Here is a 20,922-nt window from a genome sequence, read left to right on the forward strand (position 1 = left end):
CCCGAAAGTGAGGAGCGGAGGCGGGCCGCCCCGACCACGGTCCGCCTCCGGAGTTCCGGTCAGCCGTTGACGATCTGGTCGACGATCTTCTTGGCGTCGTTGATCGGGATGGCGAACCCGATTCCGACGCTGCCCGCCGACGAGTTCGGGCTGTAGAGCGCGGAGTTGATGCCGATCACCCGGCCCTGGCCGTCGACGAGCGCGCCGCCCGAGTTGCCCTGGTTGATCGAAGCGTCGGTCTGGATCGCGGTGTAGCTGGGCCCGGACGTGACGTTCGAGGTCTGCCTCCCGAAAGGCGAGTTCTGCTGATCGCCGTCGCCGCCCCCGACGTCGGAAAGCGGCCGGTTGAGCGCACTGACGATGCCGGTGGTGACGGTGTTCTGCAACCCGCCCGGCGACCCGATCGCGATCACTTGCTGCCCGACGGCGAGCTTGCTCGAATCGCCGAGCGTCGCCGCGGTGAGCCCGCTCGCGCCCTGCGCCTGCAGGACGGCGATGTCGCTCTTGGTGTCCGAGCCGACGACCCTGGCCTGGTACTTCTTGCCGTCCGACGTGGTGACCGTGACGGTCTGCGCCCCCTGCACGACGTGCGCGTTGGTGAGGATCCGACCATCCGCGGTGAGAATGACGCCCGATCCGATCGCCGTGCCCCGACCGGTCGTGACGTTCACCTGAACGACACTGGGCACCACCTTCGCCGCGACGGTGCTGACGTCCCCTGAGGCTGTGGTGTTGCTGATGGTCTGCCCAGTGGCGGCCGGCGACGCGGTGCTTGAGGACGCACTGGAACCACCTGTCAGCCCGACGATCGCCGCACCGGCACCGCCGCCGAGAAGAGCCGCGGCCAGCGCCGTAGCCCCGACCAGTGCGGCCAGGCGGCCGGGTCGCTTCCTCGGACCAGCCAGGGCCGCAGGTGGTTGTGCGGGCTGCGGCATCGGGCCGTAGTGCGGAGTGCCGGGCTGCTGCTGCGGCGCGCTGGCTCGGTAATGCGGCGTGCCGGTTTCCTGGTGCGGGGTGCCGAGTTCGTGGTGCTGCGTGTTCGGTTGCTGGCGCGGAATGCCGGTTTGGGGATGTGCGGCGTGCACGTTCGGCAGAGGCCCGGTGTTCGGCCCGGACTCCGCGACAGCACCCGTCTGGGGAGCCCATGCCGCGCCCGATCCGACTGCCTGCGCACCGCTGGGCGGCTGCGCGCCGCTCGGCCCCGCCTGCTGAGCGCTGGCGGCAGTCTCCTGCCCGCCACGCGCTCCGGCCTGCCCGACAGGCCCGCCTCCGACCTCCTGCGGCTGCCCCTGCCCCGCGGCGAACGGACTCGACCCGGTCCGATACTGCCCGTACTGCTCACTGCTCTGGTGCGGCTGGCGCCCACCGGCTGTAGCGGGGCCGGGCCGGCTCTCGTTCTCGGTCATGAACCCAGACTCGCGCCCGTGCTTATGAGCAGCCTGTGGAAAACCCTCAGGCTTTCCTGAGAAGAATCAGCTGAGAATTCTCAGCCGTTCTCAGGCAGTGCATCCTCGTCCGTGCCGTGCCGTGCCGTGCCGTGCCGTGCCGTGCCGTGCCGTGCCGTGCCGTGCCGTGCCGTGCCGTGCCGTGCCGTGCCGTGCCGTGCCGTGCCGTGCCGTGCCGTGCCGTGCCGTGCCGTGCCGTGAGGCCAAGGCAGGGCGGCGCCTGTCAGGACCATGAGCCCACCGGTGCTCGCCACTCATACCGGCCCAGTGCCAGCCCAACTCGTCCAAAGCGTCAGCCCAACCCGTCAATCCGACTGCGGCGCACCTCCTTTCCAACCTCCCGGCCGTCGTCATCCGCCCCTCACTACCTGTCAGTCAAAGAAACTCGGCACGTCCAGCGCCCCTCCCGCTGCCTCGAACTCGTCATGCACGGCTTGGCGCAACTCCGCGTCGGCGAGATAGTCGGCGACTGTCAGAGCCAGCCCCAACGCGCCGTCGACGACCGCCTGATCACCTGTCGGCGACCCGGCAGCATCGGCGAATTCCTTGGTATGCAAGGCGACCGTCGGCCCGGAGACCGCGATCATCGGGTGCAGCGCGGGCATCCGGAAAGACAAATTCCCGAGGTCCGTGCTGCCGGTCAGAAACTCCGGCACGATGCCCGGCGGCAGCGGTTTCCGCCCGGTGCCCTGTTGGTTGACCGACCATCGTCCGGCCAGCGTCGTGTTGAACCGGATCGGCAGATACGCCGGCTGCGCGTCCCAGTGCAATTCCACCCCGCAGCCAGTCATTTCCGCCGCGCCGTGGGCGATCGCGGTCATCCGGCCGGCCAAGTCGCGCAGCGTGTCGGGATTCGCCGACCGGAGGTAGAACAGAAGAGCCGCCCGGGCAGGGATCACGTTCGGCCGTGCACCGCCGTCGGTGAAGATGCCGTGCACCCGGTCGCTCGACGGCAGCTGTTGGCGCAGCGCGGACACTCCTTGATAAGCCGCCACCGCCGCGTCGAGCGCGTTGCGTCCCATGAACGGCTGCGCTGAAGCATGTGCGCCGACGCCGTGGAACACCATCTCGAGCTGCCGCCTGCCAAGGAACGGGTGCAACGCGATGTCGTGGCTGAACGGGTGCAGCATGATCACCGCGTCGACATCGTCGAAGACCCCAGCTCGCGCGAGTGTCTCCTTGCCGCCACCGCCTTCCTCCGCGGGAGTGCCCACCAGCGACACACGCCCGCCGAGCCGTTCGGCCACTGCTGCCGCACCGAGGAACCCGCCCGCTCCGGCAGTGCAAATCACGTTGTGCCCGCAGCCATGCCCCAATCCGGGCAGCGCGTCGTACTCGGACAGAACAGCGATGTGCGGCCCGTCGTTGTTCGGAGTCCCGGTGCGCAGCGCGGTGTCCAGCCCGCCGAGCCCAACGGTGACTTCGTGTCCGTGGGCGCGCAGCAGCTCGGCGAGAGCACCGACTGACCGGTGTTCGGCGAACCCCTCTTCCGGATGCGCGTGCAGATCCTGGCTGAGCGCGACAAGTTCGTCCGCGCGGGAACGCACTTCTTCTTCAACCGCAGCACGGGTTTCCGCGTCAGCCCCGGCGTAATCGGAGCTGAGCGGTTCGGCGGCGGCCACGGCATCGGCGGTGGCTTCGATGAGGGAACGGAGGTGGCTGTCGTCGGGCGGGACAGGTGCGGCGTGGGTCATGCGGGGAATGCTAACTCCGAACCCCGACAGAAATGGATCACTGCACGTCGGACAGTCGACCGGAGACGAGTTGGGCCACGCCGAAGTACTGCTCGCGCACCTCGTCGAAGCCACGCGCGCGCAAGCTGGCGGCGATCTCCCCGCGGTCGAACATGCGTTGCCCGCTGACAATTCCTCCTGCGGTGTCGGCGATCCGGGCCAGCTGGCAGTCTCGGCGGGCGCTCGTGAGCAGGACGATCCGGCCGCCCGGACGCAGAATCCGGGCGAACGAATCGAGCGCGCGTTCCGGCTCGGCGAACATGTGCAAGGCGGCGAAACAGCAAACAGCGTCCACAGTGGAGGAAAGCAGCGGCGGTTCGACCGCGTCGGCGCGAAGGTAGGCCACGGTCGGCGAATCAGTTTCTTCGACCGCGCGCGAAAGCATGCTGCGTGCGCCGTCCAGGCCGATCGCGAGCCCGTCCGGTCCCACCGCGTCCCCGAACGCGCGCGTGAACCTGCCGGTCCCGCACGCGACGTCGAGCACGACCTGGCCCGGCTGCAGCGCGAGCCGTTCGGAGGCCAGCGCGACCTCGCCGGCCATGCTCGGGCCGCTGGGGCCTTTGAGGACGCGGCCGAGCACGGGCCGCCAGTAGCGTTCGTAGAACTGCGGCAGCAGCGTGGTGCGCATGAGCCGCTGAGTGAGCCCGGTGGGCGGGCCGGCCTGGGCCGCGTCGCCGAGCGTGTCGCGGAAGCCGTCGGCTGTCGTGGCCGGCTCGCTGAGCAGATCGGTGAGCCGTTGCTGAGTGCTGTGGTGCGGCACGGAGGTCCTCTCGGTGGGATACCGGCAGTATGCGGCATCAGTGGCTCACTCGTTCGAGTGAAGATCTGTCCGATCAAGCGTTCGAGGCCCGGCATTGTCGGTGCCTGTTCCTAACGTCGTCCGCACGGTCTCCGACTCGCGGAGACCAGCGAGGAGGACTGACTGATGACCGCACCGATCCTGCGTCCGATCGACCTGCCCACCGGCGAAATCGCCGTGCACGGGGCCTTCGACCTGAGTGCCGCCTCGCGGTGGCTCGCCGGGGCTGGCCCGGCGGGGGCCTTCGCCGCCGAACCGGGCGTGCTGCGGGTGGCGTTCCCGGTGGAGGGCGCCTGGACCCATGCCGGTGCCGCGATCCGGCAGAGATCCCCGGGCACGGTCGAGGTCGGAGTGGCGGCGCCGGTGGAGATCGCCGCGCGGGTGGTCGCGCAGGTGAGCCGGATGCTTTCGCTCGATGTCGACGAATCCGGGTTCGCCGAGATCGCGAGCCGGGACTCGGTGGTCCGGCGGCTGCACGCCCGTCACAGCGGAGCTCGCCCAGTGCTGTTTTCGTCGCCGTATGAAGCGGCCTGCTGGGCTGTGCTCACGCAAGGAATGCGGACCCAGCAGGCGAGGCGATTTCGCGACCAGCTCGCTGTGCGGCATGGCCGTCAGGTGGGCGAAGACGGGCTGTTTTCCTTTCCGTCGCCGCAGATTCTGGCCGAGCTGGGCGACGAACCGGCAGTGGGGCCGTTTCGGCTCGCACGCCTTCGAGCTGTCGCCCGGGCAGCTGTCGACGGCCGCCTGGACACCGAAGAGCTGCTGGCGCTGCCGATCCCCGACGCGTTGAGCAGGCTGTGCGCGATCCCGGGCATCGGAGCGTTTTCCGCCGAGCAGGTCCTGCTGCGCGGCGCGGGACATCCCGATCTCTTTCCCCGCTTGGACACCCAGCTCCACCAGATTCTGTGCGCGGAGTACGCGTTGCCTCCCGACACGCCGCCGGACGAGCTTGAACCGCTGGCTGAGGATTGGCGTCCGTATCGGTCGTGGGTCGCCCATCTGTTCCGGCTTGATCGGCTGAGCGCGTCGGTGTCCGGGGAGGTGACGGACTGAACGGTGCTTGAAGTCGCGGATCGACAGGAGGGAGACGCCATGGAATGAGGCCGCGCCATACCGAATCGCGGTCGACGGGTGTTGCCCGGGCACTCACAGCAGCCAAATAGGGCCTGTGGTGAGGTGTCCGCGTGACTACGCCTGCACTCGCCGTCTCGACTGTGCTCAGTGCTCGACCGGGCACCGGAGAACTCTCCGGTGCGGCCATGGCAGCGGGCACTGGGACAGTCGGAGCGGCGCTGGAACAGGCGAACACGCCGAGCGTCATCACGTTGGTCACCGGCGGGATCGCGTTGCTGGTCGTGCTGGCCGGCGGGACGCCGTGGCGGTTCGCCCGCAACGTCATCACGATCGTGCACGAGGCAGGTCACGCGCTGGCCGCGGTGACGGTCGGACGGCGGCTGCGGTCGATCCGGCTGCACTCGGACACCTCCGGGGTCACCGTGTCGCGTGGCAAGCCTGAGGGGCCGGGCATGGCGTTCACCGCCTTGGCCGGATACATCGCGCCGTCGGTCCTGGGACTGCTGTTCGCGAGCCTGGTCGGGGCCGACCTGATCACCACGGTGCTCGTGCTGGTCGCGTTGCTGCTGCTGGGCGTGCTGATCATGGTGCGCAACGCCTACGGCGTGTTCACGGTGGTGGCGAGCGCTGTCGTGCTCGGATTGGTGGCTCTGGTCGCGCCGAAGGTGGTGCAGGCGCCGTTCGTGTATCTGCTGACCTGGTTCCTGCTGTTCGGCGGGGTTCGGCCGGTGGTGGAGCTTCAGCTCAAACGGCGGCGTGGCCAGGCGCGGGACTCCGACGCCGACCAGTTGAGCCGGTTGACCGCTGTGCCTGCGGTCTTGTGGGTGCTGGTGTTCGGCGTGCTCACGGCGAGCTGCGTGATCGCTGGCGGATTGTGGTTGCTGCAGCCGTTGGCGTTGTGACGCGGTCGCTGCGGTTCTGGCTTGCGGTGAGGTGACACGGGCTGGCGGCTCGGTGGCGTCGTGCGACGGTGCGGGATCGCTGGGTTGCGGTGGAGCCGGTGGTGCGCGGAGTGCCTGCTGGGCGGCCGGTGAACTGGCGGCGGCCGCTGAATTGGCGGCGGTCGGCGAGCCAGGCGGGCAGCGCGGAACCGCGACGGTGCGATCGCGAGCCCGTGCTCTGGCCGGCGCGAGTGGTCGGCGCGGCCTGCGTCCGTGCCAGTGGCGGGCCGCAGGCAGAGCCACCGCGGCCGTGAACGGCGGCGGTGCCGACCATGTTGCCGACCAGGAAACCGCCGCCGCGGGTGTCCCGAGGGCTGAGCCCGTCGTCTCCCCATGTGGGCGGTACGGCAGACTGGACGTCTGCTGAGCCGCCGGAGGGAGACAGGCGATGGACGAGGTCGCGAAGGCCGTCGAGGAGTGTGCGCGGGCGGCGAAGGCTGCTGCGCCGTCGTTGGCTGCCGCCGGGGACGACGCGGTGGACGCGGCGCTCGTCGGGATGGCGGAGCGGCTCGTCGCGCACCGGGACGAGGTGCTCGAGGCCAACCGGGCCGACGTCGCCAAGGCTACGGCCGACGGGATGAGCGCCGGGCTGCTCGACCGGCTCACCATCACGCCCGAGCGGCTCGACGGGATGGCTGCGCAACTGCGGCTGCTGGCCGGCGCGCCGCACCAGGAGCGGTCCGTCGACGTGTCCACGTTGGACGGTGGGCTGCGGCTGGTCGAGCGGCGGCGTCCGGTGGGTGTCATCGGCGCGAACTACGAGGCGCGGCCGAACGTGACGGTCGACGTGGCGTCGCAGCTGGTCAAATCGCGCAACGGTGGCGTGCTGCGGACCGGGTCGGCGGCGCTGGGTTCGGCGCAGCGGTTGCGGGACGTCGTGATCGCGCCCGCGCTCGAGGCCGCCGGGATCAACCCGGACGTCGTGCAGCTGGTGCCGCGCGTGGAGCGCGAGGCGGCGTCGGCGCTGGTTCGGCTGCCTGGGCTCGTGCCGCTCGTCATCCTGCGCGGCAGCGGTGACAGCACACGCGCGCTGGCGACCGAGGCCGCGGTGCACGGGGTGCGCACGTTGGCGCACGCCGACGGCGGTGGAGTGCTGTACGTCGACGCCGCTGCGGATGCGGGCAAGGTCCGTGACCTCGTGTTCTCGAGCCTTGACCGGCTCGGCGTCTGCAACCGGCTGAACCTGCTGCTGATCCACGAGGACGTGCACGACACGGTGTGGCCGCAGATCGAGTCGGCGCTGGCCGAGCGCGGCGTCACGCCCTCGCTCGCGCCGCACGAGCATCCGATCGGCTACGAGTGGGCGCTGGACTCCGAGCGGGAGGCGACGGTCACCGTGGAGAAGGTCGGCGGGCTGGTCGACGCGGTCGAGATCGCGAACGAGCGCACGTCCGGGCTCGCCGCGGGGATCGCGACCGAGAACCCGGCGGCCGCGGAGCAGTTCTTCGACGGCTACACCGGCACGGGCGTGTTCTGGAACGCGCCGACCCGGCTGCTGGACGGCTTCAAGCTGCTCGCGGTGCCCGAAACCGGCATCAACCTCGACCGGGTGCCGGGGCCGCGCGGGCCGGTGACCTACACCGACCTGTACGTCCGCCAGTACGCCGTAGTGCCTGCCTGACCTGGCCGGAGCACGATGAGCGGATGGGCACGATGACCGGGCGGCCGCACGTCCTGCTGTCCGCGGCGCAGTCGCTGGACGGCTACCTCGACGACGCCGGCAGCACCCGTCTGCTGTTGTCCAACGAGGACGACTTCGCGGAGGTCGACCGGCTCCGTGCCGAGGCCGACGCGATCCTCGTCGGCGCGGGCACGGTGCGGGCCGACAACCCGCGGCTCCTCGTGCGCTCCGCCGAACTCCGCCGTGAGCGGGTCGCGGCGGGACGGCCGGAGCAACCGGTCAAGGTGACGGTCACGAGCAGCGGCAAGCTGGATCCGGCGTCGCGGTTCTTCACCGTCGGCGATGCCGAGAAGCTCGTCTACGCGCCGCGAGGCAGCGCGGACAGCTTGAGTGCGGTCGCGACCGTCGTGGAGGTCGGCAGTCCGCCACGACTCGAGCGCGTCCTCGACGATCTCGGCGCGCGCGGGATCCGGACGCTGCTCGTCGAGGGCGGCGGGGCAGTGCACACGCAGTTCCTCGACGCCGGGCTCGCCGACGAACTCCGGCTCGCGATCGCGCCGATCATGGTCGGCGACCCGCGGGCGCCGCGGTTTCTCGGGCCGGGTGCGTTCCCGCGACCGCTGGAACTGACGGAAGTGCGGCGGCTCGGAGAGGTCGCGGTGCTGCGATATCGCGCCGCGGCTGAACCGTCGTCGCTCGATCTGCTGCGGTTGCGGCAGGCCATCGAGCTCGCCGACGAATGCCCGCCGAGCTCGACGTTCCGGGTCGGCGCGGTCGTCGGGCTGCCGGACGGGACGGTGCTCGCCACCGGGCATTCGGGCGAAGGCGATCCGCGCAACCACGCGGAAGAATCCGCGCTGGCGAAGCTCGATCCGCATGATCCGCGACTCGCCGACGCGACCATGTACAGCTCGCTCGAACCGTGCAGCGATCGCGCGTCTCACCCCAAAAGCTGCACGCAGCTGATCCTCGAAACGGCCATTCCGCGCGTGGTGATGGCCTGGCGGGAACCGTCGTTGTTCGTCGAGGCCGAAGGGGTCGAGCGGCTTGTCGCGGCCGGACGACGGGTGATCGAGGTGCCCGCGCTGGCTTCGGAAGTCCGCCGGGCGAATACGCATCTGCCCGGCGTTCGTCCCTGATTCCTCAATGCGACTGAAATGCGACTGACGGATCGGGCGCTGCGGCACGGAATCCGCGTCGCAACGCCCGATCGGGAAAACTGGCCGGTCAGCAGCCTCCGTTGTCGGTCCAGACGCCCCACTGGCCGGTCGTGCCGGGTTCCTCGCCTTGGGTCCACCATTTGGCAGTCCATTTGTGGCTGTTGTGCGAAACCACTGTGCCGCCGGTGTAAACCTGTGTTTTCTGCCATTCCGGCGCCGAACAGGTTCCCGGGGGATTGCCGGTCGGACTGGTCGGGGTCGTCGGCGGAGTGGTCTGCGGCGGCGTCGCGCCGGCGAACCGCGTGGTGAACTTCGTGAAGTCCCAGTCGTTTTGCTGGACGTTCGAGCACACGCTGTTGTCGGTCGTCGTCGTGCATTGCCGGTCGCGGTTCACCGCCCAGAAGGTGAACCGGCCGAGGTGGTGGCTCGTCGCGTAGTCGTACACGGTCTGGAAATCGGAAACGTTGAACATCTCCGACGTGTCCGATTTCCCGTTCATTCCCGAGAAACCCTCGTGCGCGTACGCGGTGTCGCTGTCCCAGCCGAGGTGGCTTTGGAGCAAGCCGTGGAACGCCTCGAGCGCCGACACCTGCGACGCGCCGCCGCCGTTGAAGCCGCCGTCGAACGGCATGATCGAGAAGTTGTTGGGAGAGAAGCCGATCGACTTCGCCTGGTCCAGCAGCTGAGTGCCGAACCAGCCGGTGCCCGCCGCGGTTCCCGGCATGGTCACCGAGACGAACAGGCCGGGGTTGTCCGCCTGGAGTTTCTTCGCGGCGCCGAGTTCGTTCGCGATGGCCGCGGTGTCTTCGTACTCGGGTTCTTCGAGGTCGAAGTCGATGGCCTTCAGGTTGTATTTCGCGACGACCTGCTGGTAGGCCGCGGCGGTCGCGTCGACAGTGCCGCAAGTCTGGCCGAGTTTCGTGCCGCCGTAGCCGCCGACCGAAACCGACACGTCGCCGCCGTTGCCGCGGATGCGGTTGATCGCGTCGCCGACGGTCGTGTCCGAGGAGACCGGTGTGGTGCCGTCCCAGGTGGGGCTGCATCCGCCGCCCTTGGGCGCGAGGATGAAGGCCAGCTGGAACGCTTTCTGCCCGGTCGCGTTCATGACGGTCACCGGGTCGGGCGGGTTGTTGCTCTGCGGCATGAGGTACGGCGCGGCGGCGTACCAGTTGTTGTCGAGGCCGGTCGTCGCCCCGGTCTGCGCGTGGGCGGTCGCGGCCACGACGGCAGCTGCCCCGGCCACGGTAGCGGCGGCGACGAATGTGGCGGCCAGTCTGCTTCGCTGCATCTGTCCTCCGGCGAGCATTCGGGAAATGAATGCGGTAAGCATTGGACTAGACCATTATGAAGTCAAGGTGCGGTCGGCTGCTCTTGTCCCGCGGGGGGCTGGTTCGGGAGGTATGCCGGAATTCGCTGCGGCGGGTTCACCCTTGCGGCGCAACGGGTCCGCGCAAAGGGACGCGGACCGCGGGGGCGAGTGGTCCGCTGGGGAGAGGGGGAGACGGTGACGGTGCGGTTGGACTGGACAGGCTCGGGAAGGGGACGTCGGCCGGGGACCGCGGCGGCTGCCCGGCGGGGGAAGTCCGGGCGGTTCGGCGAGTGGTGGCGTGAGCAGTGGTGGTGGCGCGGCTGGGCGGGGCGGGCTTGGCGGTAGGGGGAATGCGGCTGGGCGGGCGGAGTTTCGTGAGACTGGCGAGGCAGCGATGAGAACGCCGTTGGGGGCAATGCGGGTGGACGGAGTTTCGTGGCTCTGGCGGGGCAGCGATGACGACGCGGTTGGGGACGGGGTGGCTGGGGGCGGTTTGGTGACGCTGACGGGGCGGGGGGGGTGACGCTTGGGCTCGGCGGCGGGGGCTGAGGTTTCGGCGGCCGGGCTTAGTTCGCCGGCGGAGGTGGTGGGGGCCTGGTGCCGCGGTTGGTTGGTGAGTTCAGGGCGAGGGCGGCGCTGCGGAGTTGCGGAGTTGCGGCCGGGACTGCCGGACGGTGCGGCGGACTGGGGCGGCGCGGCTGGGGCGGCGCGGCTGGTTTGGCGAGGGCATGGGGCGGAGTAACGGCTAGGGGCGCGGGCGGTGTGGCGGGTTGGGGGGTGGAGGAGTTGCGCTGTGTGGTGGCGCAGGGCGGTGTGGCGGGTTGGGGCGGTGCCGGTGGATGAGCCGCGCTGTGTGGTGGCGTTGGGGCGGTGGCGGCGGGCGCGCTTGGGGGAGTCGCGCAGCGAGTGAGCGCGGTGCTGCGGGGGCGAGCAGGTTGAGATGGTGCGGCGTGCGTTGTCTGGGCGGGCCGCGCGACGAGGCGACGGCCGGGGCGCGGGTTGATGCGATGGGTTGGAACGGTGCGGCGTGCGTCGTTGGGGTGGATGGTGCGCGGGGGCTGGGCAGCGTGCGTAGCCGGGTGCGGCGTGTCGGCGGCAGATCGGCTGAATGGCGGATGCCGGCACCGCGGTTGCCCTAGTGAGTTCCGCGAGAAGGCGTGGGCAAGGCCCGTCAACCTGCCGGGCGGCATCCGCGCGAGGGAGGCGAGCTGACCGGAAGAGTCTCCGCCGGCAGAGGCAACCCGCCGGCAGCAGTTCAGTCGTTCTCCAGATCGCCTTCCAGCGTCAGGTAAACCTCACGCATCTGGGCCATCAACTCCGGATCCGGCTCTTCCCACAACCCGCGATCCGCGGCCTCCGTCAGGCGTTCGATGATTCCCCGCAACGCCCACGGGTTCGCGTCCCGCAGGAACTGCTGGTTTTCCTCATCCAAAACGTACGACTGCGACAACTTCTCGTACATCCAGTCGCCCACAACGCCCGCGGTGGCATCGAAGCCGAAGAGGTAATCCACGGTTGCCGCGAGTTCGAAAGCTCCCTTGTAACCGTGGCGGCGCATTGCCGACAGCCAGCGCGGGTTTACGACCCGGGCGCGGAAGACGCGCGCCGTTTCCTCTCCCAGGGTTCGGGTGCGGACGGCGTCCGGGGTGGTGGAATCGCCGACGTACGAAGCGGGTGCGGAGCCGGTCAGGGCGCGGACGGTGGCGATCATTCCGCCGTGGTACTGGAAATAGTCGTCCGAGTCGGCGATGTCGTGTTCGCGGGTGTCGGTGTTCTTCGCGGCTACCACAATGCGTTTGTACGACGATTCCATGTCTTCGCGAGCGGGGCGGCCGTCCAAATCCCTGCCGTACGCGAAGCCTCCCCAGACTGCGTAGACTTCGGCTAAATCCTTGTCGTCGCGCCAGTTTCCGGAGTCCATCAGGGGGAGCAGTCCTGCGCCGTAGGCACCTGGTTTCGAGCCGAAGATGCGGGTGGTGGCGCGGCGGTTGTCGCCATGGGCGGCCAGGTCCGCGTTGACGTGGGCGCGGACGTAGTTGGCGGACTCCGGCTCGTCCAGGGAGGCGGCTAGGCGGACGGCGTCGTCCAGCAGGGTGATGACGTGCGGGAATGCGTCGCGGAAGAAGCCGCTGATGCGGACTGTCACGTCGATCCTGGGGCGGCCGAGTTCGGAGAGCGGGATGGGTTCGATGCCGGTCACGCGGCGGGAGGCTTCGTCCCAGACCGGCTGGATGCCCAGCAGCGCGAGGACTTCCGCGGCGTCGTCGCCGGAGGTGCGCATGGCGGAGGTGCCCCAGACCGACAAGCCGACGGACCGCGGCCAGTCGCCGGTGTCTTCGCGGTAGCGGCGGAGCAGGGAGTCTGCCAGGGCCTGGCCGGTTTCCCACGCCAGGCGGCTGGGGATGGCCTTCGGGTCCACGGTGTAGAAGTTGCGGCCGGTCGGCAGGACGTTGACCAAGCCGCGCAACGGGGAACCGCTGGGGCCGGCGGGAATGTAGCCGCCGTCCAGCGCGTGCAGGACCGCGTCTGTTTCGGACGAAGTGCCGGCCAGGCGGGGGACGATTTCGGTGGCGGCGAAGGTCAGGACGCGGGCGACTTCGGCGTCGAAAGCGCCAAGGACCTCAGTAACCACTGAAGAAACCGAAGAAGGGGACCACTCGTGGGTCTCCATCCGAGAAACCAGCGTGTGCGCGGTCGACTCGATGGCGTCTACTTCGGACAGCGGGGCGTCCGAGTTTTCCTTCAGGCCCAAGGCAGAACGCAGGCCGGGGACCGCGCCTTGCTTGCCGCCCCACATTTGCTGGGCTCGGAGCATCGCCAGGACCAGGTTGACGCGGGCCTCGCCGACGGGGGCCTCGCCCAGGATGTGCAGGCCGTCGCGGATCTGGGCGTCCTTGACCTCGCACAGCCAGCCGTCGATGTGCAGCAGGAAGTCGTCGAACTCGGCGTCGTGCGGGCGTTCCTCTACGCCGAGGTCGTGGTCGAGTTTCGCGGCCTGGATGAGGGTCCAGATCTGGGCGCGGATCGCCGGGAGTTTCGCCGGGTCCATCGCGGCGATGTTGGCGTGCTCGTCCAGCAACTGCTCCAGGCGGGCCAGGTCGCCGTACGATTCCGCGCGGGCCATCGGCGGGACCAGGTGGTCCACGATGGTCGCGTGCGCGCGGCGTTTCGCTTGCGCGCCTTCGCCGGGGTCGTTGATCAGGAACGGGTACACCAACGGCAGGTTGCCCAGCACGGCGTCGGGCGCGCAGGCGGCGGAGAGGCCCGCGGTCTTGCCGGGCAGCCATTCCAGCGAACCGTGTTTGCCGAGGTGGACCACGGCGTGCGCGCCGAATTCCTCTTCCAGCCAGCGGTAGGCGGCGAGGTAGTGGTGGCTCGGCGGCAGGTCCGGGTTGTGGTAGATCGCGACCGGGTTTTCGCCGAATCCGCGCGGCGGCTGGATCATCAGGATGACGTTGCCGGACTGCAGCGACGCCAGGACGATGTCGCCCTCGGGGTTCGCCGACGTGTCGACATACAGCGAACCCGGTGCGGGGCCCCAGTGTTCTTCCATCGCCTCCCGCAATTCCGCTGGCAGCGCGGCGAACCACGAGCGGTAGCGGGCGGCGGGAACGCGGATCGGGTTGCCGGACAGCTGTTCTTCGGTGAGCCATTCGGGATCCTGGCCGCCCGCGGCGATCAGGGCGTGGATCAACGCGTCGCCGTCCGGCTGGTCGGTGCCGGTCGGGTCGACGCCGGGGAAGGCCTCAGCGCCGAGGTCGTAGCCGCGGTCGCGCATGAGGCGCAGGAGTTTGATCGCCGAAGCGGGGGTGTCGAGGCCGACTGCGTTGCCGACGCGCGAGTGCTTCGTCGGGTACGCGGACAGCATCAGGGCGATCCGGCGAGACTCCGGCGGGGTGTGGCGGAGCCGCGCGTGCGCGAGGGCGATGCGCGCGACGCGGGAGGCGCGTTCGGCGTCGGCGATGTAGCGAGGGAGGCCGTCGTCGTCGAATTCCTTGAAGGAGAACGGGACGGTGATGATCCGGCCGTCGAATTCGGGCACCGCCATCTGGTTGCCCGCGTCGAGCGGGGACAGGCCGTCGTCGCTGGCGGACCAGGTTTCGCGGTCGCTGGTCAGGCACAACGCTTGCAGCACCGGCACGTCCAGCGCGGCCATTTCCGCGACGTCCCACGATTCGTCGTCCCCGCCTGCTCCGGCTTCCGACGGACGGGTGCCGCCCGCGGCCAGCACGGTGACCAGCAGGGCGTCGACCTTGCCCAGTTCGGCCATCATCTCCGGCGCGCGGGTGCGCAGGGACGCGGTGTGGATCGGCAACGCGCGGCCGCCCGCGGACTCGACCGCGTCGGCCAGGGCGTGCACGAAACCGGTGTTCCCGGACAGGTGGTGCGCGCGGTAGTAGAGGATCCCGATGACCGGACCGTCACCAGCCGAATCCGGCCGCGAAAGCACGCCCCACGACGGCAGTTCGGCGGGCGGTTCGAAGCCCTCGCCGGTGAGCAGCAGGGTGTCGGACAGGAACCGGTGCAGTTGCGTGAGGTTTTCCGGGCCGCCCTGCGCGAGGTACAGATGCGCTTGCGCGGCGATCCCGGCGGGCGTGGTGGAGAGCTTCATCAGCTCCGCGTCCGGCGTCTGCTCGCCGCCGAGCACGATCACGTGCGCACCGGACGCGCGCAGCGTGTCGAGGCCTTCCTGCCAGGTCCGCGGCGTGCCCAGGATCCGGACGACGACGATCGACGCGCCCTCCAGCAGTCCGGGCAGGTCCTGCAGCGGGAGCCGGGACGGGTTGCCGAGCCGGTAGTCCGCGCCGCTGGCCCGGGCGCTGAGCAGGTCGGTGTCCGAAGTGGACAGCAGCAGGATCACGGCGTTCCTCACTCGGGGTGTCCGCGCCCCGGGTCGTCGGGCACGCCGGCGGGAGTTCCTGGCTGCCGGCGGCCGCGGGGCCGCCGGTCACAGTGGCGGGACCGCCCCGGATTTCCACCGGGTTCCTCCGCGTGCCGACGCGTGTGCGCTCTTACTCTCGCGGGGCGCACCCGCGTCGTCAAGGTGAGCAGACCCTCACGCGGGCTTGCTTTCGTCCCCGATCCGAGGGAAGGGCGCGGTGGAGAAGAGCACCTCCACCGCGACCTCGAAGAACTCCGCGATCCGCAACGCCAGGTACAGGCTCGGGCTGTACTCGCCGCGCTCCAGGTACCCGATGGTCTGGTAGTGCACGCCGAGCGCGTCCGCGAGCTGCCGCCGCGAGATGCCGCGTTCGGCGCGCAGCACCGCGATGCGGTTGTAGACGTTTTCGCTCACCGCGCCTCACACACGCTGAAGTGCCCTTTCCCTTCGCGCCGCCACCGACGACCCCGATTCGCGCCGGGCCATCCGCTTCAGCAGGATCGGGGCCAGCGCCAATCCGATCACGGCCCACGCGAGCAGCACCCCCAGGGTCGCCCACGGCCGCCAGGACTGCCCGATTTCGACGACGACCGCCTGGCCGGGCAGCAGAGCCGAGCGCATGCCGAGCCCGAGCCAGTACATCGGGAACACCTGCGCGACGTCCTGCAGCCAGCCCGGCAGCGCGGTGATCGGGTAGAAGATCCCGGAGATCGCGCCGAGCCCGAACATCGGCAGCACGACCAGGGCCATCATCCGCGGGCTCTGGATCAGCGAGCCGATCGCCGCGCCGATCGGCATGGTCGCGACCAGGCCGGCGGCGAGCACCCACAGCAGGTTCAGGATCGAGAAGAACCCGTCCGGGGCGAGTCCGGGGAACAGGAACAGCGACGGCACCAGCATCACGACGATGCCCGCGACCTGCACCATCGAGAACGTCGTGATCTTGCCGATGAGGTAGCCGAGCATTCCGTTCGGCGTCGCCTTGGCGCGCAGCAGCGTGCCGTCTTCGCGATCGACGATCAGCGCGCCCGCGACAGCGGACAGGCCGTTGAACACGATGCCCGCGCCGATCACGCTCGGCACGGTCGCGGTGCCCAGCGAGAACGAGGTGCCCGGCAGCTGCGCGCCGCGCATGAAGAAGAGCGCGCCGAAGATCATCGCCAGCCACACGAGCTGGCCGAGCAGGTCGTCTCGGTTCGTCCACTGCTGGCGGAATTCGATGAACCCGCGGCGGAGTCCCGCCCGTGCCGCGGTCCGCTGTGCCGACGCCGTCACCGCGCACCTGCCTCGGCGAGCCCGGACTCCGCGCGCTGCACGAGGGTCAGGTAGGTCTCCTCCAGCGACGCGCGCCGGACCTCCAGGTCGGCGACTGCTTCGCCGTGCTGCTTGAACAACTCGTACACGTACTTCGTCGCCTCCGTGGTCGAGTGCACGAATCGCTGCCCGTCGATGCTCCAGCGCACCTCGGCCTCGCCGGCGATCTGCCTGCTCAGCTGGTCCGGAGACCCGTCGGCGACGATGTGGCCACCGCTCAGGATCAGGATCCGGTCGGCGAGCTTCTCGGCCTCGTCGAGGTCGTGGGTGGTGAGCAGGATCGTGGTGGCGTCGTCGGCGAGCCGGTGCACGAGCTCGTGGAAATCGCGTCTCGCCTGCGGATCGAATCCGGCGGTCGGCTCGTCGAGGAACAGCAGCTCGGGACGGCCGACGATGCCGATCGCCACGTCCAGCCTGCGCCGCTGCCCGCCGGACAGCATCCGGATCTTCTTGCCCGCGTGCTCGCTGAGCCCGACCGCCTCGATCAGCTCGTCGGTGTCCCACGGGCGGCGGATCCGATCGGTGGAGTACGGCGCGTAGTACGACCCGAGCAGGTCGAGCAGCTCGCGCACGCGCCATTTGCCGTGGTCGCGCCAGGATTGCAGGACGACCCCCAGCCGCGCCCGCCAGTCCTCGCCGCCGCGCGCCGGGTCGGTGCCCAGCACGGACACCTCGCCCGCGGACCGCATGCGGAACCCCTCGAGGATTTCGATCGTCGTGGTCTTGCCCGCCCCGTTCGGGCCGAGCAGGCACAGCACCTCGCCGCGGTGCGCGGTGAACGACGTGCCGTGCAGCACGTCGTTCGCGCCGTAGCGCATGCGTAAGCCTTCGACGCGGAGCACGGTGTCCGCTTGATCTCTCATTGGATGACCCCCATCCTGCCTGTACGATGGAATGTAGCAGATGTACTACATACGATCGCAAGCCTGTTAAAACTGCCGCGGGTTACAGTGAGCGCCATGTCCAGCCCTGCCCGCGTGCGCGCCGACGCCTGCCCTGGAGTCTTCGCGACGCACGACGCGGCGGACGGGCCGCTCGCCAGGGTCCGGCTTCCCGGCGGCGTGGTGAGCGCGGATCGGTTGCGGGCGTTGGCTTCTTGTGCGGAAGACCTCGGCGACGGCGACGTCCACCTGACCTCGCGCGCGAACGTCCAGTTGCGCGGCGTGCACCGGCCGGGCTTGGCCGGACGGCTGACGGAAGCCGGGCTGTTGCCGTCGCCGAGTCACGAACGCGTGCGGAACGTGCTGGCCTCGCCGTTGAGCGGGGTGCGCGGCGGGCTCGCCGACGTCCGCGGCCTTTCCGCGACGCTGGATCGTGCGTTGTGCGCGCGGCCGGAACTCGCGGAGTTGCCGGGACGGTTTCTGTTCGGGTTCGACGACGGGCGCGGCGACGTCGTGGGCACGGACGTGTGCTGGCGCGCGATCGGTTCGACGACCGGAGCGGTACTGCTGGCGGGCGCTGATTCCGGCTGGCTGGTGCCGCGGGACGAGGCGGTGTCCGCGCTGCTCACGGTGGCGGAAGCGTTTGCGCGCACGCGCGGGTCGGCGTGGCGGATCGGGGAACTGGCCGATCCTTCGGCGCTGCTCCCGGACGGTCACCGGGAAGCGCCCCAAGCGCGGCCGACGCGGATCGACCCGACGGTCGGCAGGATCCGGCGCGACGACGGCGGCGACGCGGTCGGGGTCGCACCTCGATTCGGCCAGTTGACGGCCGCCCAGTTGCGCGCGCTGGCTGACTTCGGCGACGCCGTGGTCACGCCGTGGCGTTCGGTCCTGCTGCCCGGCGGCGCGGACGTCGAACGCCTGCACGCGGCGGGGCTCTCGACGGATCCGGCGACGGCGGAGCTTAGCGCCTGCGTCGGCGCGCCGGGGTGTGCGAAGTCTCTCGCCGACGTCCGGGCGGACGCGGCGACACTGGTCGCGGACGGGGAGCGGGTGCACGTCTCGGGCTGTGCACGGCGGTGCGGACGACCGTCCGGCGCCCACCGCGACGTTGTCGCCGAACCCGGCGGCTACCGTGTCGACGGACGCTGGAGCACGGCGTCCGAGTTGGCGGATGCGTTGGCGAGAAAGGGACCTTCGTGATCGACTACCTGCGGGACGGGGCCGAGATCTACCGGCACTCGTTCGCCACGATCCGCGAAGAGGCGGACCTGGCGATCCTGCCCGACGACGTCGCGGGCGTCGCGGTCCGGATGATCCACTCCTGCGGCATGGTCGACCTGGTCGACGACCTGCGGTACTCGCTCGACGTGGTCGAGGCCGGCCGCGGCGCGCTGGAGGCGGGCGCGCCGATCCTGTGCGACGCGAAGATGATCGCCAGCGGCATCACGCGCAAACGCTTGCCCGCGGCGAACGACGTCGTGTGCACTTTGGACGACCCGAGCGTGCCCGGTCTGGCCGAACGGCTCGGCACCACGCGGTCGGCCGCGGCGCTGGAGCTGTGGCGCGACCGGCTTCCCGGTTCGGTGGTGGCGATCGGCAACGCGCCGACCGCGTTGTTCCGGTTGCTGGAACTGCTGGACGAAGGAGTCGGCGCACCGGCCGCGATCATCGGTGTGCCGGTGGGGTTTGTCGGCGCGGCCGAGTCCAAAGTGGAACTCGCGAAGCGCGCGCCCGCGCCGTATCTGGTCGTGCACGGTCGTCGTGGCGGAAGCGCGATGGCGGTCGGTGCTGTGAACGCGATTGCGAGCACGGTCGAATGACGGGGCGGCTGTACGGCGTCGGGCTCGGACCCGGCGATCCGGAACTGATGACGGTCAAAGCGGCGCGGCTGATCGGCGAGGCGGACGTCATCGCCTACCACAGCGCGCGGCACGGGCGCAGCATCGCGCGGTCGGTGGCTGAGCCGTACCTGCGCGAGGGGCAGCTGGAGGAGCGGCTGGTCTACCCGGTCACCACCGAGACCACCGATCATCCCGGCGGCTACGAGGGCGCGATCGCCGATTTCTACGAGCTGAGCGCGAAAAAGCTTGCCGAGCACCTCGACGCCGGACGCGACGTGGTGCTGTTGTGCGAGGGCGACCCGTTCTTCTACGGCTCCTACATGTACATGCACGAGCGGCTCGCCGGACGGTTCGAGGCCGAGGTGGTGCCCGGCGTGACGTCGGTGAGCGCGGCGGCCTCGGTGCTCGGCCGTCCGTTGGTGCAGCGGGACGAAGTGCTCACGGTGCTGCCAGGAACGTTGCCAGCGCCCGAATTGGCGCGGCGGCTGGCGGACACCGAAGCGGCGGCGGTGCTGAAATTGGGCCGTACCTTCGGTTCGGTGCGGGAAGCGCTCGCGGAGTCGGGCAAGCTCGACGACGCTTGGTACATCGAGCGGGCGACCTGGGGACAGCAGCGGGTGGAACCGTTCGCGGACGTCGACCCGGAGTCGGTGCCGTATTTCTCCTTGGCGTTGCTGCCAAGTCCGGCTTACCAGTCTCGTGTGGACGGTGAACCGGCGGTTCCGGCGAGCTCTCCGGCCCCGGCGGAAGGCGGCGAGGTAGTCGTCGTCGGGCTCGGCCCGGCCGGACCGGAGTGGCTGACGCCGGAAGCGTCGGCGGAACTGGCGGCGGCGGACCACATCGTCGGCTACGGGCCGTATGTCGCGCGGGTTCCGCAGCGAGCGGGGCAGCAGCGGCACGCCTCGGGGAACCGGGTCGAGGCGGACCGGGCGGTCGAGGCGTTGCAGTTGGCCGCGACCGGCGCGCGGGTGGCCGTGGTGTCGTCCGGCGATCCGGGTGTGTTCGCGATGGCTTCGGCGGTGCTGGAACAAGTTTCGGCTGGCAATGGCGCCGGTGCGCGGGTACGGATCGTGCCCGGCGTGACGGCGGCGCAGGCAGCCGCGTCGCGGGTCGGTGCGCCGTTGGGACACGACTATTGCGTGCTGTCCCTTTCGGACCGGTTGAAGCCGTGGGAGATCATCGAACGTCGCCTGGACGCGGCCGGTGCGGCGGATTTGGTGCTGGCGCTGTACAACCCGGCTTCGCGGACGCGGGTGACGCAGCTGGCGAACGCGCGGGAAGTCCTGCTGCGGCACCGGGACCCGGGCACGCCGGTGGTGGTGGCACGGGATGTCGGCGGGCCGGAGGAGGACATCCGGGTCACCACGTTGGGCGGGCTGGATCCGGCTGCCGTGGACATGCGGTGCCTGCTGATCGTGGGCTCGTCGCGCACGGTGGTGGAGGAAGGGCCGGACGGGCGGTCGATCGTGTGGACGCCGCGGAGCTATTCCTGACCTTGGCGCAGTAGCCGTTCCGCCTCGGCGAGGTGGTGGGTGAGTTGTTTCCGCTGCGCGGCACTGAGTTTCGGTGCGTGCGCGGCGAGGGCTGAGGCGATCGAACCGTCCGCGCGAGCGCGGAACATCGCGCGGGCGGACGGTTCGATTTCCAGCCTGGACTTGCGTCGATCTTTCTCGTCGGGCCGCACGCGCATGACGCCCGCGTCCGCCATCCGGTGCGTGATCCGGGAGACGAGACTCTGCGCCAGCCCGGTCCGGCGGGTCACGTCGCTGATGGTCGCGCCCGGGTTTCGCGAGACGTCTTCGACCACCGCCAGTTCTCCCGCGTTGACGTGCTCCGCACCGGTGTTCCCGGTGCTGGCCAGGGCGATCTCGCGCAGGTTGCGGGCGAGGAGGTGCAGGTCGGCGGCGCGCATGGCCCTA

Annotated in this window: 16 protein-coding genes and 1 riboswitch; of the genes, 7 read left to right on the forward strand and 9 right to left on the reverse strand. The window is 70.2% G+C overall.

Annotated features, from left to right (window positions below; translation table 11 throughout):
* Positions 1-59: 59 nt before the first annotated feature.
* The 3 genes from H4281_RS45940 to H4281_RS36530 all read right to left on the reverse strand — a co-directional run bounded on the left by H4281_RS45940 (position 60) and on the right by H4281_RS36530 (position 3,938).
* On the reverse strand, positions 60-1,058 hold the full coding sequence (locus H4281_RS45940; protein ID WP_370648221.1) for a S1C family serine protease: 999 nt from the start codon (positions 1,056-1,058) through the stop codon (positions 60-62).
* Positions 1,059-1,816: 758 nt separating this feature from the next.
* A complete protein-coding gene (locus tag H4281_RS36525) occupies positions 1,817-3,139 on the reverse strand; it encodes a M20 family metallopeptidase (protein WP_182895427.1) in 1,323 nt (440 codons plus the stop codon).
* A gap of 37 nt (positions 3,140-3,176) precedes the next feature.
* On the reverse strand, positions 3,177-3,938 hold the full coding sequence (locus H4281_RS36530) for a class I SAM-dependent methyltransferase (protein WP_182895428.1): 762 nt from the start codon (positions 3,936-3,938) through the stop codon (positions 3,177-3,179).
* 165 nt (positions 3,939-4,103) lie between these two features.
* On the opposite strand from H4281_RS36530, the gene H4281_RS36535 reads away from it, so the two are divergent.
* The 4 genes from H4281_RS36535 (at position 4,104) to H4281_RS36550 (ending at position 8,752) form a co-directional block, all read left to right on the forward strand.
* Positions 4,104-5,030 (forward strand): DNA-3-methyladenine glycosylase family protein, encoded by a 927-nt coding sequence (locus H4281_RS36535; RefSeq protein WP_182895429.1) that lies wholly within the window; start codon positions 4,104-4,106, stop codon positions 5,028-5,030.
* A 206-nt stretch (positions 5,031-5,236) separates the two neighbouring features.
* Positions 5,237-5,953 carry a M50 family metallopeptidase gene (locus H4281_RS36540; RefSeq protein ID WP_182895545.1) on the forward strand — a complete coding sequence of 239 codons (717 nt, stop codon included), beginning with the start codon at positions 5,237-5,239 and terminating at the stop codon, positions 5,951-5,953.
* A 427-nt stretch (positions 5,954-6,380) separates the two neighbouring features.
* Positions 6,381-7,613 carry an aldehyde dehydrogenase family protein gene (locus H4281_RS36545; RefSeq protein WP_182895430.1) on the forward strand — a complete coding sequence of 411 codons (1,233 nt, stop codon included), beginning with the start codon at positions 6,381-6,383 and terminating at the stop codon, positions 7,611-7,613.
* 32 nt (positions 7,614-7,645) lie between these two features.
* Positions 7,646-8,752: a dihydrofolate reductase family protein gene (locus H4281_RS36550; RefSeq protein WP_182895546.1), complete on the forward strand. Its 1,107-nt coding sequence runs from the start codon at positions 7,646-7,648 to the stop codon at positions 8,750-8,752.
* 88 nt (positions 8,753-8,840) lie between these two features.
* Here the strand turns inward: H4281_RS36550 and H4281_RS36555 are convergent, their stop codons facing one another.
* The 5 genes from H4281_RS36555 to H4281_RS36575 form a co-directional block, all read right to left on the reverse strand.
* Positions 8,841-10,061: a chitinase gene (locus H4281_RS36555; protein WP_182895431.1), complete on the reverse strand. Its 1,221-nt coding sequence runs from the start codon at positions 10,059-10,061 to the stop codon at positions 8,841-8,843.
* A 1,276-nt stretch (positions 10,062-11,337) separates the two neighbouring features.
* Complete coding sequence (cobN, locus tag H4281_RS36560) at positions 11,338-14,943, reverse strand: cobaltochelatase subunit CobN (protein WP_182895547.1); 3,606 nt, start codon at positions 14,941-14,943, stop codon at positions 11,338-11,340.
* Positions 14,944-14,995: 52 nt separating this feature from the next.
* A riboswitch (cobalamin riboswitch) is annotated at positions 14,996-15,071 on the reverse strand.
* A 67-nt stretch (positions 15,072-15,138) separates the two neighbouring features.
* Positions 15,139-15,378: a helix-turn-helix transcriptional regulator gene (locus H4281_RS36565; protein ID WP_037354504.1), complete on the reverse strand. Its 240-nt coding sequence runs from the start codon at positions 15,376-15,378 to the stop codon at positions 15,139-15,141.
* A 6-nt stretch (positions 15,379-15,384) separates the two neighbouring features.
* Positions 15,385-16,239, reverse strand: a complete 855-nt coding sequence (locus tag H4281_RS36570; protein ID WP_182895432.1) for an ABC transporter permease — start codon at positions 16,237-16,239, stop codon at positions 15,385-15,387.
* Entirely contained in the window at positions 16,236-17,141 is a 906-nt protein-coding gene (locus H4281_RS36575; RefSeq protein WP_182895433.1) for an ABC transporter ATP-binding protein, read from the reverse strand. Before H4281_RS36575 ends, H4281_RS36570 begins: the two co-directional genes overlap by 4 nt.
* Before the next feature lie 96 nt (positions 17,142-17,237).
* Here H4281_RS36575 and H4281_RS36580 point away from each other — a divergent pair, with 96 nt between their 5' ends.
* From H4281_RS36580 to H4281_RS36590, 3 genes are read left to right on the forward strand one after another with little or no spacing between them, the layout of a single operon-like run.
* Positions 17,238-18,362 (forward strand): ferredoxin-like domain-containing protein, encoded by a 1,125-nt coding sequence (locus tag H4281_RS36580; protein ID WP_182895434.1) that lies wholly within the window; start codon positions 17,238-17,240, stop codon positions 18,360-18,362.
* Positions 18,359-18,982: a precorrin-8X methylmutase gene (locus tag H4281_RS36585; protein ID WP_182895435.1), complete on the forward strand. Its 624-nt coding sequence runs from the start codon at positions 18,359-18,361 to the stop codon at positions 18,980-18,982. Before H4281_RS36580 ends, H4281_RS36585 begins: the two co-directional genes overlap by 4 nt.
* Positions 18,979-20,496 (forward strand): precorrin-2 C(20)-methyltransferase, encoded by a 1,518-nt coding sequence (locus tag H4281_RS36590; RefSeq protein ID WP_182895436.1) that lies wholly within the window; start codon positions 18,979-18,981, stop codon positions 20,494-20,496. Before H4281_RS36585 ends, H4281_RS36590 begins: the two co-directional genes overlap by 4 nt.
* Here the strand turns inward: H4281_RS36590 and H4281_RS36595 are convergent.
* Positions 20,487-20,915: a MarR family winged helix-turn-helix transcriptional regulator gene (locus H4281_RS36595; protein WP_182895437.1), complete on the reverse strand. Its 429-nt coding sequence runs from the start codon at positions 20,913-20,915 to the stop codon at positions 20,487-20,489. The genes H4281_RS36590 and H4281_RS36595 overlap by 10 nt on opposite strands.
* Positions 20,916-20,922: the final 7 nt, after the last annotated feature.

The sequence above is a fragment of the Amycolatopsis dendrobii genome, assembly GCF_014145675.1.
GTDB lineage: Bacteria > Actinomycetota > Actinomycetes > Mycobacteriales > Pseudonocardiaceae > Amycolatopsis > Amycolatopsis dendrobii.